This window comes from Variovorax sp. V93 (assembly GCF_041154485.1).
GTDB classification, from domain to species: Bacteria; Pseudomonadota; Gammaproteobacteria; order Burkholderiales; family Burkholderiaceae_C; genus Variovorax; species Variovorax beijingensis_A.
In genome coordinates, this window is the sequence record NZ_AP028669.1 from 455077 (window position 1) to 470700 (window position 15624).

12 protein-coding genes are annotated in these 15624 nt (G+C 67.7%); all 12 read right to left on the minus strand.

The window, feature by feature from the left end; genetic code table 11:
- Window positions 1-5: 5 nt before the first annotated feature.
- The 12 genes from ACAM54_RS02065 to ACAM54_RS02120 all read right to left on the minus strand — a co-directional run bounded on the left by ACAM54_RS02065 (window position 6) and on the right by ACAM54_RS02120 (window position 15586).
- Entirely contained in the window at window positions 6-725 is a 720-nt protein-coding gene (locus tag ACAM54_RS02065; RefSeq protein ID WP_369649669.1) for an ABC transporter ATP-binding protein, read from the minus strand.
- Window positions 722-1477, minus strand: a complete 756-nt coding sequence (locus ACAM54_RS02070) for an ABC transporter ATP-binding protein (RefSeq protein ID WP_369649670.1) — start codon at window positions 1475-1477, stop codon at window positions 722-724. Before ACAM54_RS02070 ends, ACAM54_RS02065 begins: the two co-directional genes overlap by 4 nt.
- Window positions 1474-2454 (minus strand): branched-chain amino acid ABC transporter permease, encoded by a 981-nt coding sequence (locus tag ACAM54_RS02075; RefSeq protein ID WP_369649671.1) that lies wholly within the window; start codon window positions 2452-2454, stop codon window positions 1474-1476. Before ACAM54_RS02075 ends, ACAM54_RS02070 begins: the two co-directional genes overlap by 4 nt.
- The gene (locus tag ACAM54_RS02080) at window positions 2451-3371 is read right to left on the minus strand and encodes a branched-chain amino acid ABC transporter permease (protein ID WP_145742707.1); all 921 of its coding nucleotides are present in this window, start codon (window positions 3369-3371) and stop codon (window positions 2451-2453) included. Before ACAM54_RS02080 ends, ACAM54_RS02075 begins: the two co-directional genes overlap by 4 nt.
- A gap of 127 nt (window positions 3372-3498) precedes the next feature.
- Window positions 3499-4707 (minus strand): ABC transporter substrate-binding protein, encoded by a 1209-nt coding sequence (locus ACAM54_RS02085; RefSeq protein WP_145742705.1) that lies wholly within the window; start codon window positions 4705-4707, stop codon window positions 3499-3501.
- 193 nt (window positions 4708-4900) lie between these two features.
- Window positions 4901-5140, minus strand: coding sequence for a F0F1 ATP synthase subunit C (atpE, locus tag ACAM54_RS02090; protein WP_012745530.1), 240 nt, complete (start codon window positions 5138-5140; stop codon window positions 4901-4903).
- A gap of 139 nt (window positions 5141-5279) precedes the next feature.
- Window positions 5280-9989: an RICIN domain-containing protein gene (locus tag ACAM54_RS02095; protein WP_369649672.1), complete on the minus strand. Its 4710-nt coding sequence runs from the start codon at window positions 9987-9989 to the stop codon at window positions 5280-5282.
- 150 nt (window positions 9990-10139) lie between these two features.
- Entirely contained in the window at window positions 10140-10991 is an 852-nt protein-coding gene (locus ACAM54_RS02100) for a class I fructose-bisphosphate aldolase (RefSeq protein ID WP_369649673.1), read from the minus strand.
- A 44-nt stretch (window positions 10992-11035) separates the two neighbouring features.
- Window positions 11036-12028 carry an aldo/keto reductase gene (locus ACAM54_RS02105; protein WP_369649674.1) on the minus strand — a complete coding sequence of 331 codons (993 nt, stop codon included), beginning with the start codon at window positions 12026-12028 and terminating at the stop codon, window positions 11036-11038.
- Window positions 12025-13041, minus strand: a complete 1017-nt coding sequence (locus tag ACAM54_RS02110; protein ID WP_369649675.1) for an ABC transporter permease — start codon at window positions 13039-13041, stop codon at window positions 12025-12027. The genes ACAM54_RS02105 and ACAM54_RS02110 overlap by 4 nt, the downstream gene beginning before the upstream one ends.
- On the minus strand, window positions 13038-14549 hold the full coding sequence (locus ACAM54_RS02115; RefSeq protein ID WP_369649676.1) for a sugar ABC transporter ATP-binding protein: 1512 nt from the start codon (window positions 14547-14549) through the stop codon (window positions 13038-13040). Before ACAM54_RS02115 ends, ACAM54_RS02110 begins: the two co-directional genes overlap by 4 nt.
- Complete coding sequence (locus ACAM54_RS02120) at window positions 14546-15586, minus strand: substrate-binding domain-containing protein (RefSeq protein ID WP_047784193.1); 1041 nt, start codon at window positions 15584-15586, stop codon at window positions 14546-14548. Before ACAM54_RS02120 ends, ACAM54_RS02115 begins: the two co-directional genes overlap by 4 nt.
- Between the last annotated feature and the right edge of the window lie 38 nt (window positions 15587-15624).

Sequence of the window (15624 nt, forward strand, 5' to 3'; positions counted from 1 at the left end):
CAGGTCTACACGCCCAGGTAGCGCGTCCACAGCGACCGGTCGGCGTCGAGCGCGGCCGAATCGCCCTGCCACACCACGCGCCCGCGCTCGAGGATCACATGGCGGTCGGCCAGCGGCAGCAGGCGCTGCACGTACTTGTCGACCACCAGGATCGCTTCGCCCTCGGCCTTGAGCGTGGCGATGCAGTGCCAGATCTCCTCGCGGATCACGGGGGCCAGGCCCTCGGTGGCCTCGTCGAGGATCAGGAGGCGCGGATGCGTCGACAGCGCGCGCGCGATCGCCAGCATCTGCTGCTCACCGCCCGAGAGCTGGTTGCCCGCATTGGCCTTGCGCTCCGCGAGGCGCGGGAACAGGCCGTACAGCGCCTCGACCGTCCAGCGCGGCGCGCTGCCGGGGCGGGGCCGCGCGAAGGCGCGCAGGTGCTCGTCGACGCTGAGGTTCGGAAACACGTGCCGCCCCTCGGGCACGATGGCCACGCCGCGCCGCGCGATGGCATCGGGCTTGTGGCCGCCGATGGCGGCGCCGCCAAAATGCACGCTGCCGCGCATCGGCGACAGCGTGCCGGTCAGCACCTTCAGCAGCGTGCTCTTGCCCATGCCGTTGCGGCCCAGCAGCGCGAGCACCTCGCCCGCGCCGATCTTCAGGTCGATGCCGAACAGCACCTGGCTGGCGCCGTAGCCGGCCTCGACGGATTTCGCGTCGAGCAATGTGGTGGCCGTGTTCATGCGTGTCCCTCCGCTTCCGTACCGAGGTACACCGCCTGCACGTCGGGATGCCCGCGCACTTCGTCGGCCGTGCCGCTCATCAGCACGCGCCCCTGCACCAGCACCGTGAGCCGGTCGGCCAGGCGGAACACCGCGTCCATGTCGTGCTCGATCAAGAGGATGGCCATCGACTCGCGCAGCGATTCGATCAGCTCCACCATGCGCGCCGACTCATCCGGGCCCATGCCGGCCATCGGCTCGTCCAGCAGCAGCAGCTTGGGTTCGGCCGCGAGCGCCAGCGCCACGTCGAGCGCGCGCTGCGCGCCGTGCGGCAAGGTGCCTGCGATGCGCTGGCGTTCGCTGCCGAGGCCCACGCGGTCGGCCAGCGCCACGGCGCGTTCCACCAGGCCGCGTTCCGCCGCGCGCGGCGCCATGAAGCGCAGGCTGCTGCCCGCATGGGCCTGCGCCGCGAGCATGAGGTTGTCGTGCACCGTTTCCTTGGCGAACACGCGCGTCACCTGGAAGCAGCGCGACATGCCGGCCGCCACGCGCTGGTGGTCCTTGTAGCCGGTGATGTCCTTCTCGTCGAGCAGGATGCGCCCGGCATCGGCCTTGAGCAGCCCGGTGATCAGGTTCACGAGCGTGGTCTTGCCCGCGCCGTTCGGCCCGATCAGCGCATGCACTTTGCCGCGCTCCACCGTGAGGTTCACATGGTCGGTTGCGAGCAAGCCGCCGAAGCGCTTGACCAACCCTTCGATTCTGAAAAGGCTCATGCTTTGCTCCCTCGCCCCTCTGGGGAGAGGGTTGGGGTGAGGGGCAAGCGGCGCTTGTACAAAGCTGCGAGTCCTTTGGGCGCCCACAGTGCAACAGCAATCAACAACAACCCGAGCGGCATGTGCCAATGCTCGGTGTGCTGCTTCAAGGCCTCTTCGAGCACCAGCCAGACCACGGCGCCGACAGGCCCGCCCCAGCTGCGCCCGAGCCCGCCGATGACGACCATCACCAGCAGCGTGGCCGACTGCGTCCAGTGCATCGTCGCCGGGCTCACGAAGCCATTGCCGCCCGCGAGCAGCGCGCCCGCCAGTCCCGCGATGCCGCCGGCGATCGCAAAGGCCACGAGCTGCAGCTTGAACACCGGATAGCCCAGGGCCCGCATGCGCGTCTCGTTGTCGCGGATGCCCATCAGCGCATGGCCGAAGCGCGATTGCGTTGCGCGCTGCAGCCACCAGAGCGCGAGCGCCACGATGGCCAGCACGACCCAGTAGAAGTTCGATTCGTTGCCGAGGTCGAGCCCCGGCAGCAGCGCGGGCCGGCTCATCAGCGTGTAGCCGTCGTCGCCGCCATAGCGCCGCAGCGACACCACCGCGAAGTACAGCATCTGCGCAAAGGCCAGCGTGGTCATGATGAAGTACACGCCGCGCGTGCGCAGCGCCACCGTGCCGATCAGCGCCGCGACGAGGCCGGCGACGAGCACGGCCGCAGGCCACACCACCCAGGCCGACACCACGCCCGCATCGCTGAGCGCCACCACCGTGTAGGCGCCCATGCCGATGAAGCCCGCATGCCCGAGCGCCACCATGCCGCCGAAGCCCAGGATGAAGTTGAGGCTGGCCGCAGCCAGCGCCACCACGAGCACGCGCCGCACGAAGCCGATGTAGAACTCGAGCCCGAACAGCGGCGCGACCAGTGGAAAAGCCGCGAGCAGCAAGAGGAGCAGCCCGAGGCCGAGAGAGCGTGGGGAAGGCTTCATGATCGGGCCGAGAAGAGACCCGAAGGCCGGAAGATCAGGACAACCACCATCAGCGCGTACATCGCGACTTCGGCGAACAGCGGTCCCAGGTCGGCCGCGGTGGCGGGCGGCAGCGTGGCGCGCAGCAGCATCGGCACGAAGGCGCGCCCGACCGTGTCGACCACGCCCACCATCAGTGCGGCCACGAAGGCGCCGCGCACCGAACCGATGCCACCGATCACCAGCACCACCAGTGCCGGGATCAGGATGGCCTCGCCCATGCCCACCTGCACCGCGACGATCGGCCCCATCAGCGCGCCGGCCAGCGCGGCCAGCGCCGCGCCGAGCAGGAACACGCCGTTGAAGATGCGCCCCACGCGCACGCCCATCAGTTCGGCCATCGGCCGGTCGGATGCGCCCGCCCGCACCCGCATGCCGATGCGCGTGTGGTTGACCAGGAGGTAGAGCGCGAGCGCCACCAGCAGGCCGCCGGCGAGGATCACGAGGCGGTAGGAGGGGTAGGGCAGGCCGTCCACCAGCTCGATCGGTCCCGACAGTGCGGCCGGCGTCGGTGCCATCACCGGCGACGGGCCCCAGGCCATCTTGACGATGTCGTCGGCCACCAGGATCACGCCGAAGGTGGCCAGCACCTGCGCGAGGTGGTCGCGCGTGTAGAGGCGGCGCATCAGCAGCACTTCGAGCAGCAGCGCCACCACCACCGTGACCGCCACCGCGATGACGATGGCCGCCGTGAACGAGCCGGTGCGCGTGTGCGCCTCGGCCGCCAGGTACGCGCCCGACATGAAGAGCGAGCCATGCGCGAGGTTCAGCACGTCCATGATGCCGAACACCAGCGTGAGCCCCGCTGCCAGCAGGAACAGCATCAGCCCGTAGCCGAGGCCGTTGAGCAGCTGCTCGAGAACAAGAATTCCACTCATAGGATCCAATGAATTGCCCGCATCTCATTCGGGAAACACCGAGGAACCGGCTCCGCCGGGCCTCTGGTGTTGCCCCCGGTAGGGGGAGGGAGGAGCGACACGAAGTGCGCGCAGCCTGGGGGCGAGCCTATTTCAGCGGGCACTTGTCTGCGTAGCTGTCGCCGTAGTTGGTCAGTACGGTATTGATCAGCTTGTTCGTGACCTTGCCCTGCGCATCCTTGCCGATCACGCGCAGGTAGAAGTTCTCGACCGGATAGTGGTTGTTCGCGTACTTGAAGCTGCCGCGCGTCGAGGCGTAGTTGGCCTTCTTGAGCGCGGCGACCACGGCCTCGCGGTTCTGCGCGTTGCCACCGGCCTGCTTCACGGCCGCGTCCATCGCGAGGATCGCGTCATAGGCCTGCGCCGCATACACCGACGGATAGCGGCCGTTGTATTCCTTGCGGAACGCGGCCACGAAGGCCTTGTTGGCGGCGTTGTCGAGGTCGTGCGCCCAGTGCGAGGTGTTGAACAGGCCGAGCATCGGCTCGCCCACCGCGCCGATCACGTCCTCGTCGGCCGAGAAGCCGCTGGTCACGAGCGTGATGTCCTTCGACAGGCCCGCGCCCACGAACTGCTTGATGAAGTTGATGCCCATCGCGCCGGGCAGGAAGAAGTAGATCGAGTCGGGCTTGGCAGCGCGCAGCTGCGCGAGTTCGGCCGCGTAGTCGATCTGGCCGAGCTTGGTGTAGAGCTCGTCGGCCACCTGGCCCTTGAACTGGCGCTTGAAGCCGCCCAGCGCGTCCTTGCCGGCCGGATAGTTGGGCGCGATCAGCACGGTCTTCTTGAAGCCGCGGTCCTGCGCGAACTTGCCGGCGGCCTCGTGGAACTGGTCGTTCTGGTAGGCCGTGCCGAAGAAGTAGGCATTGCACTGGGCACCCGCGAACTGGCTCGGGCCGGCATTGGCCGAGAGGTACGGCACCTTGGCGTTGAACAGCGTCGGGCCCACGGCCAGCGCCACATTGGAGCCGATCGGGCCGCTGAAGAGGTCGATCTTGTCGCGCTGGATCATGCGGTCGACCAGCTGCTTGGCCTGGTCGGGGCTGCCTGCCATGTCGGCCTGCACGAACTCCACGTCCTGTCCGCCGAGCTTGCCGCCCAGCTGCTTGATGCCGAGCGCGAAACCGTCGCGCGCCTCGGCGCCCAAGGCCGCGAACGGGCCCGAGATGTCGAGCGCGAGGCCCACCTTCACGGGTGCGGCCATGGCCGATGCCGCGCCGCCAAGGGCTGCACCGCAGAGCAGCAGCGAAAGCAGGGTGCGCGGCAGCAGCGCGGGCGACTTCGGGGACGGGTGGCTCATGGATTCTCCGGCAGAGGAAGGGTGAAACGACGCCCCGGCGCTGCGCCATGCAGCACCGAAGACACCGAACCGTTGATAGCTAAATACTTTAACCATAAACAATTCGCTGTCAACGGTGCTAGCACGAATGGTGCCAATGGTCCGTGCCGCTTCCTGGTGCGCGGGCTCCGTTTTCCGGGGCCTTTCGCCGGCTTCAGCCGAAGGGATTGGCCGTTGCGAACCACAGGCCGATACCGGTGGCGATGATGAACGCGCCGTCGGTTACGCCCGCCACCAGGAAGAACTTGGTCTGCAACGTGTCGACCAGTTCGGGCTGGCGCGCGGTGCTTTCGAGAAACTTCTGGCCGACCAGCCCGATGCCCAGGCAGGAGCCGAGCGCGGCCACGCCGATGAGCAGGGCGACTGCGAGAGGAAGGATGTTGAAGCCGGTCATGGTGTTTTTCTCCTGTGGTTGATCGATGGAGGTACTTTCCCAGAGCGGGTGCGTGCGGTCCATGACGTGGGAGGTCATGGGTGGGACGAAAAAAAGCCGGCCGCGGGAGGCGGCCGGCTTTCAGCGGAGCGCCGTTGCGTCAGGGCAATTGCGTCCAGTTCTGGTTGTTGCCGCCGTTGCAGGTCCACGTGATCAGCGCCGTGTCCTGTGCCGTCGAGCCGTTGGGCACGTCGAGACACGAACCCGAGGCGCGGTTGCGCAGCGTGCCGCCGACCAGGCTCCACTGCGCCGTGTTGCCCACCGTGCACGCCAGCTGCACCACCGGCGCATTGGTCGTCGCGGTGCCGTTCTGCGCCAGGCACAGGCCGCTGTGCTCGGCCACCAGCTGCACGTAGCCGCCCGTGATCGAAGTCACCGTGAACCTCTCGTTGCTCGCAGTGCCGCAGGGCCACTGCACCGCCACCGTGCCGCTCGCGGTCGACCCGCCCTTGATGTTCACGCACATGGTCGGGTTGAGGTCCGAGCGCAGGCGCGTGACCACCGCCGGGGACGTGTCCAGCGAGCGCACGTACTCGCGCAGCGCTACCACGTCCGTTGGCGGCAAACTCGATGCGTTGCCATGGCCGCTGTTCAGCACGTCCTGCAAGGTGGCCGCCTGCCCGTTGTGGAAGAAGGCCGTCGTGTTCCAGGTGCCCGAGAGCGTCGGCGTGTCGAAGCCCAAGCCCGCCAGCGGCTGGTTCATGCCCTTGCCCGACGAGAGCTGGATCGTGCCCACGTCGTGCCGCAGCCCGTCGCGGAAGGTGCCGCCGGTGTGGCAGGTGGCGCACTGCGCGGTGTTGAACACCGTCTGGCCGCGCGCCGCCTCCACGCTCAGGCTGCCGTCGCTGGCACGCGCCGGGCTGCGCATGTACTTGTTCAGCGAACTCAGGTAGGCCGCGAGATCGTCGAGTTGCGCACTCTTGCCGGCCTTGGGCGCACCCAGGGGGTCGGCCGTGGCGGCGAAGTCGGCATTGGTGAGGAAGCCGGTGCCGCCGAACTCGTTGCGGATGTCGTTCTCGAAGTCCTGCACCTCGTCGAAGTTGGCGGTCCAGTGCATCTTGCCGTGGCCCGCGCCGCGCCGGCCCTGCAGGCTGATGGTGCGCCGCAGCCCCTCGCCGCGCTGCGTGAAGTCCCACACCATGCCGTCGTCGCCGCCGTCCGCATGGCAGCTCGCGCAGGAGATGTAGTTGTCCTTGCTCATGCGCCGGTCGGAGGCGTTGTAGAACACCTGCTTGCCGCGCAGGGCCGCGGCCGCCATCGGCTCCTGCGCCACCGTCGCCACGTTCTGCAGGAAGGTCGCCGCCGCCGATTCCGACGACAGCACCAGGGCGACGTCGTGCACCGACACCGAGCGCGCCAGGAAGTTGTTGACGAACAGCCGCTTGCGCGCCGCGTCCAGGTACAGGCCGTGGGGCGCACTGCTCGCGTTGATCTCGCCGCGCACCGTTCGGCTGTACGGGTCGACGATGGCGACGCGGTTGCCTTCCATCTGCGCCACGAAGAGGTAGTCACCGGGCGGAGAGAACAGCGCCGCGCGCGCCGGTGCGCGGTCGTCGAAGTCGATCTGCTCGTCGAACACTTCCGCGGCCGCCTGCAGGTCGACCTGCGAGAGGATGGAGCGCACGCTCTGGTCGTGCGTCAGGTCCACGCCGTCGCGGAAGCGGCCGCGCACGATGTTGTCCTTCTTCGAAGGCAGCACCGCGCGCCTGCCGTCGGGCGAGATCACCACCTGGCTCAGGTAGTTGGCCACGCCGCGCGCGCGGCTCTCGGTGTCCACCGTGGTGGTGTCCACTGGCAGCGCGATCGCGGGCATCGCGCTCATGCTCTGGAGGTTCACCTTGTGCAGCTGGCCGCCCGTCATCTTCGACTTGAAGCGCGTGACGTAGGCCACCTGCGCATCGGAGCTCACGGCGATGCCGCGCAGGTTGCCTTCGAGGGCGACCGCGCCGGTGGTGGCGCCGTTGCTCGGGTCGAAACTCATCAGCACCGACTTGCTCTCCAGCGTCAAGAGGCCCTTCGCGCCGTCAGGCGTGAAGGCCACGCCGTAGGGGCCGCTGCCGTAGGCCAGCGGCACGGTGGCCGAGAGGCTGCCATCGGCCGCGCTGAGCGCCACCAGCTTGTCCTCGCCCTGCACAGTGACCCAGATGCGCCCGTCGGGGCCCACGGCCAGCGTCTTCGGCTCGTCGCCCACGCGCACTTCCCAGCGCTTGGCCAGGGTCTGCGCGTCGATGGCGGCGACCGTGCCGCTGTCGGGGTTGAGTGAATAGACCGAATTCGCATCGCCCGCGATGTTGGTGGTGTGCGTGGGCGCCCGCGCGGTGACCGGCATGATCACCGTGAGGTTGTAGGTGTAGAAGGTCTCGCGGCCGCTCGCGTCCTTTACCGTCAGCGTCACCGTGTAGTGGCCGGGGCGGGTATAGGTGTATGTGTAGTTCGGCTGGGTCGAATAGGCAGTCTGCGTGCCGTCGCCGAAGTTCCAGCGGAACTGCGCGCCGCTGCTGCCGAGCGTGGCCGGGTTGAACACCAGCTGGCCGTTGACGATCTTCGGTCCGCCGCCGATGCCCGGGTCACCGATGATGGCCTGGCCGCGCAGCGTGTTCACCTCGGTGTCGCTCAGCACGCGGCTGTACACGCGCACTTCCGCCAGCGTGCCCTTGAACAGGTCGGCGTTGCCCTGGATCTGGCCCAGCACCTGGAACTTGTTCGCGAGGCCCTTGGTACCCGTGAGCCCGGTGGAGGTGGTCTTCACGCCGTCGACGTAGACCGCCTGCGCGCCGGAGGCCGCGTCGCGCGTCAACACCACGTGGTGCCAGTTGCCGTCGTTCACCGCCGCGCCGGAGGCGGTGCCGGCGTCATTGCCGACCGACAGCTTGATGCGCCCGTTGCCGTCGAGCCAGCCCCAGAACACGTCGTCGGCGCCGCCGGCCTGGTCGCGCCCGAAGATGCCGGGTGCGGTCCATGAGTTCGCGCCGCCCGCCTGCGTGGTCTTCATGTAGAAGCTCAGCGAGGCGGTGCCGCCGAGCACGGTGGCCACGGAGTCGTTCTTCAGCGGCACGCCGGCGGTGCGGTTCGCGAAGTTCATGCCGATGCTCTCGAACGCGTCGCCCGACACCGGCGTGCCGTTGTTGCTGCCGATCTGGTCCGAGAGGTTGCCCGCCAGCGTCCAGTAGTGCTGCAGGTTGATGTCGGTCGCATTGCCGGTGTTGAAGGTCGACTTGTAGTCCGCGCCGATGGCGTTGCCCGCATAGTCCTTGACGCCGTTGGCCGGCAGGAACACTTCATAGCTCGTGCCCGGCGACAGCGGCTGCTCGGGATGGAAGTTGATGATGCCCAGCTGCACGCTGTAGGTGCCCGCGAGCGTGTTGCCGCCCACCGGGCGCACGATGAAGGTGTTGGCGTTGACGCTCTCGGGCCGGATGTTGTCGGTCATGCCCAGGCCGATGCGCGAGGTCAGGGCCTGCTGCTTCGCGCCGTTGGCCGGCGAGACCTGTTTCACTTCGGGCCGGGTGGTGTCGGGGTCCACCGCATGCACGACGAAGCCGCTGCCCGAGCCGTGGTCGTTGCCCACGAAGACGAGGTTGCCGAACATCGCGACCTGGCCGTTGTCCGAATGCGAGAAGTTCGGATCGTCCTCGCGCAGGATGCTGCCGCGGCCCACCTCCACGTGGTTGAGCGGATTGCTCACGTCGACCTTGTGGATGCGCGTTTGCGCGCCCTGGATCACGTAGTTGTCCTGCGTGGCGCAGTACAGCTGCTCGTCGATGACCAGCCGGTTGTCCTCGGCCACGAAGCGCGAGCGGTCGCCCAGGTCATAGCTGTACATTTTGGCGCCGCTGCCGCGCGTCGAGACGTGCAGGTTCCTGCCGTCGAAGCAGGTGGCGTAGTAGAACGGCGTGGTGCCCACGATGGAATCGAGCACCTTGGGGTTGAGCGGGTCGGAGATGTCCAGGCTCGCGAATCCGCCGTTGCTTTCCATCGCGGTCAGCACCATGTGGTTGCCCATGGTGAAGATCGGACCGATCCGGAAGTTGCCGAGTTCGCCCGTGGGCACCGGGTTGGGCTTGCCGGCGCCGCGGTTCGCAACCACGGCGTTCGCGGGGTCCCTGGCATCGACGATGAAGATGCCGCGGCCCGCCGAGGCCACGTACAGGTAGGGTGCCTGCCACCAGAGCTGCCAGGCCACGTTCTCGTAGTCGCCGGCGTTGACGCCGGGCAGCGCCAGCTTCTTCACCTGCTGGATGTCGTTGATGTCGGTGAAGTCCCAGAATTCGACGCCGTTGATGCTGGGCAGAACCACGTAGGTCTTGCCGCCGATCTTCGCGGTGCCGAAGGAGTGCGTCTCGCGGAACTCCTTGGTGCGGCCCTCGGGTTCGTAGATCTTCTTGACCAGCTGGATCTGGCGCGGGTTCGACACGTCGTACAGCAGGAAGCCGCCCGGGCCCAGGCCGCTGTCCGGCGCGAAGGAGGTCAGGAAGTAGCCGTTGATCATGATGCCCGCGTTCATGCCGTAGTCCTTGCGGCCCGGGTAGGTGGCGGGCACCTCGCGCGACTCGTAGGCGTCGCTGTGCGCCGGGTCGAGCGGATGCGCCGCGCTCGTGATCATCGACACCGGCTTGAACAGCTCCGCCGATGTGTATGTGAGGTTGCCCAGGCCCGGCCCCTGCAGCGGGAGCGGGTCGGCGACGGCTTCGGAAACCGCTGCCGCCATGTTGCCAAGGGTGGTCATCGGGCTGACCCCGGTGATGGCCGCATGCGTCAGCAATGTGACGAGCGGGGCCAGGAACGCCATCAGGAAATACCGGATCTTCATCGTCGCCTCCAGGTTGTTGGAAATTCGCAGGGCAACCCATTTGCTCGATCCCTCTCCAGTGCGCGCGCAGGACGCACCCCGGCTGGCGACGGGTGCATCGCCTGCCGTGCTGATTTCTTCTTGGTTCTGCGCCGGCGCTCGTTCTTTGTCTTACGTCGCGCCGCCCGATTCGTAGAGCGCCCAGGCCGCCTCGGCGCTCGCGCCGCGGTGGATCATGGCCATCAGCGCACTCACCACCGCGGAAGGGTTGGCATGCTGGTAGACATTGCGTCCGTACACCATGCCGACGGCACCCTGGTCCAGCAGCACGCGAGAGCGCGCGAACACCTGCTGCAGGTCCTCGCGCCCGCCGCCGCGCACGAGCACGGGGCAGCGCGCGGCCTGCACCACTCGGTGGAAGTCCTTCGGGTCGCCGGTCGGGTCGGCCTTGACGATGTCGGCGCCCATTTCGCGCGCCAGGCGCACCAGCGTGACGATCTTCTCTGCGTCGCCGTCGACCTGGTAGCGGCTGCCGGGCGTGGGCGACTGCATCACCAGCGGCTCGATCATCAGCGGCATGCCATAGCGGTCGCAGTCGGCGCGCACGCGCGCGATGTTCTGTACGCACTGGCGGAACAGGTCGGGCTCGTTGGGCAGCATGAAGAGGTTGACCACCACGCAGGCCGCGTCGCGCTGTACGGCGGGCAGCACCGGGTCGTGCTCGTTCTGGAGCTGGGCCCACATCACGCGATGCAGTGTGGCGTTGTAGGGATTGCCCATGTCGATGCGCATCACCAGCGCGGGCTTGTTGCGGCCCGGGCGGTCCTGCAGCAGGTCGGACTGGCCGTAGTTGAGCTGGATCGCATCGGGGCCGGCGGCCAGGAGCTTGTCCATGACCTGGGGCATGTCTTCCAGGCCATCGAGGAAGGAAGGTTCGTTGCACACGCCGTGGTCCAGCGCGATGTCCAGGCAGCGGCCGTTGGTGAGCAAGCGGTTGAGCCGCGCTGTCTTGTCTTTCGACATGGGAAAGAACTCCTTGTTGGGGATGGAAAAAAGGGGAAGTGAGCTCAGGCGAGCGCGCCCAGGTGGCGCTTGGCCGCGCCGTCGATCAGCCGCAGCGCGTCGTCGCCCAGTTCGACCGCGCCGGCGCCCGCGTTCTCGATGGCCTGCTGGCGCACGCGTGCGCCGCACAGCGCGACAGCCACGGTGCCGCGCGCGATGGTCCACGCGATCATCATCTGGCCGAACGAACAGCCCAGCTGTTCGCGCAGTGGATCGAGCGCCTCGAAGAAGGCCTTGAGCTTCGCGCGGTTGGCTTCGCTGAAGCGCGGGTTGCTCGCGCGCTGGTCGTCGCCCTTGAACTCGCGTGCCGGATCAATGGGCCCCGCGAGCAGCCCGAGCGCCAGCGACGAATAGCCCAGCACCGCGACGTTGTGCTCGCTGCACAGGGGCGCGAGCGTCTGCTCGATCTCGCGGTCGATCAGGCTGTAGCGCTCCTGCGCCGCATCGACCGGGCCGTGGCGCAGGTATTCGGCCAGCGTCTCGGGGCTCACGTTGCTCACGCCGATGGCGCGGATCTTTCCCTGCTTCTTGAGCGCCAGCAGCGCGTCCATGGTCTCGGCCACGGGCGTGGTGCCGTCCTGCCAGTGCGTGATGTAGAGGTCGATGTAGTCGGTCTGCAGGCGCTTCAGGCTCTCTTCGCATTCATGGAAGATCGACTCGCGGCCGAGGTAGCGGTACACCGGATGCCCGTCTTCCTCGAAGAAGTGCGTGCCCTTTTGCGTGTGCCACACCAGTCCGCACTTGGTCGCGATCACGGCCTCTTGGCGGCGGCCCTTGAGGGCGGTGCCCACGATGCTTTCGGAACGCCCCAGGCCGTAGGCCGGCGCGGTGTCGATCAGGTTCACGCCCGCATCCAGCGAGGCCTGGATCGCCACCACGGCCGCCGCGTTGTCGCCGCCGCCCCACATCCATCCGCCCATCGCCCAGGTGCCCAGGCCGATGGCCGAGCATTCGATGCCCGACGGGCCCAGCGTCGTCTTCTTCATCATCGTCTTCATCGCGTCGTCTTTCTCGTGTTCAGCAGGTGGTCGATGGTCACGGCCGCGAGCAGGATCAGGCCCTTGATCACGTCCTGCCAGTAGGGCGAGACGTCGAGCAGGATCAGCGAGCTGGTCACCACCGACAGCAGCGCGAGGCCCAGCACCGCGCCCAGCACGGTGCCGGAGCCGCCCTTGAGGCTCGCGCCGCCGATCACCGCGGCGGCAATCACGTTGAGCTCCATGCCCACGCCGAAGGTGGGCGTGGCGGCGCCGAAGCGGGCCGTGTAGATCACGCCGGCCAGGCCCGCCGATGCGGAGCACAGCACCGTGACCCAGAACTTCACCCGGCCCACGCGGATGCCCGAGTAGAGCGCGGCCTTCTCGTTGCTGCCGGTGTAGAACACGCGCCGCAGCAGGGTCGAGCGGCGCAGCACGAAGTCGCTCACGACCACGATCGCCACGAAGATCAGGATCACGGCCGGAATGCCGAACAGCGTGCCCTGCCCGATGAACTTGAACTCGGCCGGCAGCGAGAACAGCGACTGCGGCGTGCCCTGCGTGAGCGCCAGGCACAGCCCGCGCACGATCACCATGAAGGCCAGCGAGGCGATGAAATGGTTCAGCCCGATGCGCGTGACGCAGCCGCCGATCATGGCGCCGACGAGCCCGCTCGCGCCGATGGCCACCAGGCTCGCGATCCAGGGGTCCACGCCCATCAGGAACAGCTTGCCCGTGACCACCATCGCAAAGCACACCACCGAGCCCACCGACAGGTCGATGCCGCCGACGATCAAAAGGATCGTCATGCCCACCACCACGATGCCTTCGATCGAGAAGGACAGGAGCATGGCGCGCACGTTGTCCCAGGTGAGGAAGTAGGGCGACGCGAAGCTCATCGCCACGCACATCACCGCAATGATCAGCAGCAGGCCCATCTCGCGCATGCTCGTGAACTTGTTGGCGGGCTTCACGGGGCCGCCTCCCGATGGGCGCGGTGCCAGGCCCGCATCGAGTTGTGCCGGGTAGTTCATGCCATCTCCTGTTCGCTGAGTCCGGAGGCCAGCCGCAGCAGGGCTTCCTCCGTCATTTCGTTGGAATTCAATTCGCCGGCCAGCCGGCCGTCGCGGATCACCAGTGCCCGGTCGCACAGGCCGATGATCTCGGGCAGCTCCGAAGAAATCACGATCACGCCCACACCCTGGTTCGCGAGCTCGCGCAGGATGTGGTGGATCTCCGACTTGGCGCCCACGTCCACACCGCGCGTGGGCTCGTCCATCAGCAGCACCGACGGATTGGTGGCCAGCAGCTTGGCAATGGCCACCTTCTGCTGGTTGCCGCCCGACAGGCTGGACACCTCGATGGCCACGCCGTCCGACTTGAGCTTGAGCCTGGCGCCCAGTTCCCGGGCCAGGCGGTGTTCGGCCGAGCGCTGCAAGAGGCCCCAGCCGGAGCTCACGCGCCGCAGCGCCATCGACGAGATGTTCTGCGCGATCGGCAGGTCGAGAAAAACACCCGCCGCCTTGCGGTCTTCGCTGAGGTAGGCAATGCCTTCGCGCAGCGCATCGCTGTACTTGCGGATGGAAAGCGTCTTGCCGTTCAGGCGCACCGTGCCTTGCGTGGCGGCGCGCAGGCCGCACAGCGTTTCGGCCAGTTCGCTGCGTCCGGCACCCATGAGGCCGGCAATGCCGAGGATCTCGCCGCGCTGGAGCGCGAACGAGATGCCGTGCACGCGCTCGCCGTCGGCGATGTCCACCGCCTCGAGCACAGGCTCGGACGATCCGGTGGTCTCTTGCTTGGGCGGGTAGTAGTTGCCGAGGTCGCGCCCCACCATGCGGCGCACCAGCTCGTCCGCGCTCAGGCCGGACAGCGGCCCGCAATGCACGTTGCGCCCGTCGCGCAGCACGGTGACGCGGTCGCAGTGCGTGAATATTTCCGCCATGCGGTGGCTGATGTAGATGATGCCGATGCCCTGGGTCTTCAGGTCGTGCAGCACGCGAAAGAGGGCGGCCGACTCGTTGTCGGTGAGCGCGGCGGTGGGCTCGTCGAGGATCAGCACCTTGCAGTCCAGCGTGAGCGCCTTGGCGATCTCCACCAGCTGCTGGCTGGAAATGCTCAGTTCGCTCACGAGGGCGGCGGGGTCGATCTCCTGCCCGAGCCGCGCCAGCACCCGGGCGGCGCGCGCGTTCAGGCTGGCGTAGTTCATCCAGGCCTGCCGGCCGGCGTTGATCTCCGGCATGAAGATGTTCTCGGCCACCGTGGCGTCGGCGCACAGCGCGATCTCCTGGTGCACCAGGCCGATGCCCAGGCGCATTGCATGCGCCGGGCCGTCGATCACCACCTTCTCGCCATTGAGCAGGATGTCGCCTTCGTCGGGACGGTGGATGCCGTCGATGATGTTCATCAGCGTCGACTTGCCCGCGCCGTTCTCGCCGCACAGGGCGTGGATCTCGCCCGCCTGCAGCGAGAAGTCCACGCCCGAAAGCGCGCGCGAAGCGCCGAAGCGCTTGCTGATGCCGCGCAGTTCGAGCAACGTGCTCACTCGCCGATTCCCTTGGTGCCGCGGCGCGCGAGGTACTTGTCCCAGTAGAAGTCGTCGGCGTTGGCCTTGCTGACCACCGACAGGCCGTTGTCCAGGAACGGCACCGACATGGGGTTGGTGCCGTTGCGCTTGGCGTCGTTCATCGGATCGATGAGCTGCGGGTTCCTGGCCAGGAACAGCATCATCATGCCCATGTAGCCCTGCATGCCCTGGTTGGGGTTGATGGCGCCGAACACGTCGCCGGCCTTGATCATGTCCAGGATCTTGGCGTTCACGTCGCAGCACATCACGCGGATGTTCTTCTTCGATTCGATCTTGGCCTGCGCGGCGCCCAGGGCCGAGTTGGCCTCGGGCATGAACAGCGCACCCAGGTTCGGGTTGGCCTGCGCCAGGCTCAGCACCGCCTGGTAGGCCTTGCTCGGGTCCTGGTTGCTGGCGGCGCGGCCGACCAGCTTCATGCCCGCATGCTTGGTCTTCATGCGGTTGACGAAGGCCGCGATGCGGCGGTCGTGGTTGTCCTGGCCGGGGTTCTCGAGCACCGCGTATTCGCCCTTGCCGCCCAGCGCCGCGGCAATCGCGTCGGCTGCCTGCGTGCCCTCGCGGTCGTTGTCCGAAGTGACGAAGGAGGCGCGCTTGGAGTTGGGCGAATCGGCCGCAAAGGTCACGACCGGGATGCCCATGGCCACCGCGCGGTTGATCGGCTCGATGAACGGATCGGGGTTCATCGGGTGCAGCAGGATGCCTGCGGGCTTGCGCGCCAGCTCCTGCTCGAACGAGGCCAGCTGCTTGTTCACGTCGTACTCCGGCGTGCCGGTGTAGCGCGTGCGCACGCCCAGCGTGCGGCCGAGCTGCTTCATCATTTCGTACACCGGAAACCAGTATTCGACGCCCGACACCATCACGTTCATCACGTAGACGTCGCTCGCGTTGCCGCGCAATCCGGTGGCCGCGGCCGTGGGGGTGGACTGCGCAAATGCGCTGGTGCCGGCCAGGCCGATACCGGCGGCCGCAGCGGACTTCAGGAAATTTCGCCTCATTCTTTGTCTCCTCGCGTTGACTGGCAGAGCTTGCGACC

Excerpts from the sequence above, each read along its gene's own strand:
- ACAM54_RS02065 (WP_369649669.1), bottom strand. The coding sequence starts at position 725 with ATGAACACGGCCACCACATTGCTCGACGCGAAATCCGTCGAGGCCGGC.
- ACAM54_RS02070 (WP_369649670.1), bottom strand. The coding sequence starts at position 1,477 with ATGAGCCTTTTCAGAATCGAAGGGTTGGTCAAGCGCTTCGGCGGCTTG.
- ACAM54_RS02075 (WP_369649671.1), bottom strand. The coding sequence starts at position 2,454 with ATGAAGCCTTCCCCACGCTCTCTCGGCCTCGGGCTGCTCCTCTTGCTG.
- ACAM54_RS02080 (WP_145742707.1), bottom strand. The coding sequence starts at position 3,371 with ATGAGTGGAATTCTTGTTCTCGAGCAGCTGCTCAACGGCCTCGGCTAC.
- ACAM54_RS02085 (WP_145742705.1), bottom strand. The coding sequence starts at position 4,707 with ATGAGCCACCCGTCCCCGAAGTCGCCCGCGCTGCTGCCGCGCACCCTG.
- atpE (WP_012745530.1), bottom strand. The coding sequence starts at position 5,140 with ATGACCGGCTTCAACATCCTTCCTCTCGCAGTCGCCCTGCTCATCGGC.
- ACAM54_RS02095 (WP_369649672.1), bottom strand. The coding sequence starts at position 9,989 with ATGAAGATCCGGTATTTCCTGATGGCGTTCCTGGCCCCGCTCGTCACA.
- ACAM54_RS02100 (WP_369649673.1), bottom strand. The coding sequence starts at position 10,991 with ATGTCGAAAGACAAGACAGCGCGGCTCAACCGCTTGCTCACCAACGGC.
- ACAM54_RS02105 (WP_369649674.1), bottom strand. The coding sequence starts at position 12,028 with ATGAAGACGATGATGAAGAAGACGACGCTGGGCCCGTCGGGCATCGAA.
- ACAM54_RS02110 (WP_369649675.1), bottom strand. The coding sequence starts at position 13,041 with ATGAACTACCCGGCACAACTCGATGCGGGCCTGGCACCGCGCCCATCG.
- ACAM54_RS02120 (WP_047784193.1), bottom strand. The coding sequence starts at position 15,586 with ATGAGGCGAAATTTCCTGAAGTCCGCTGCGGCCGCCGGTATCGGCCTG.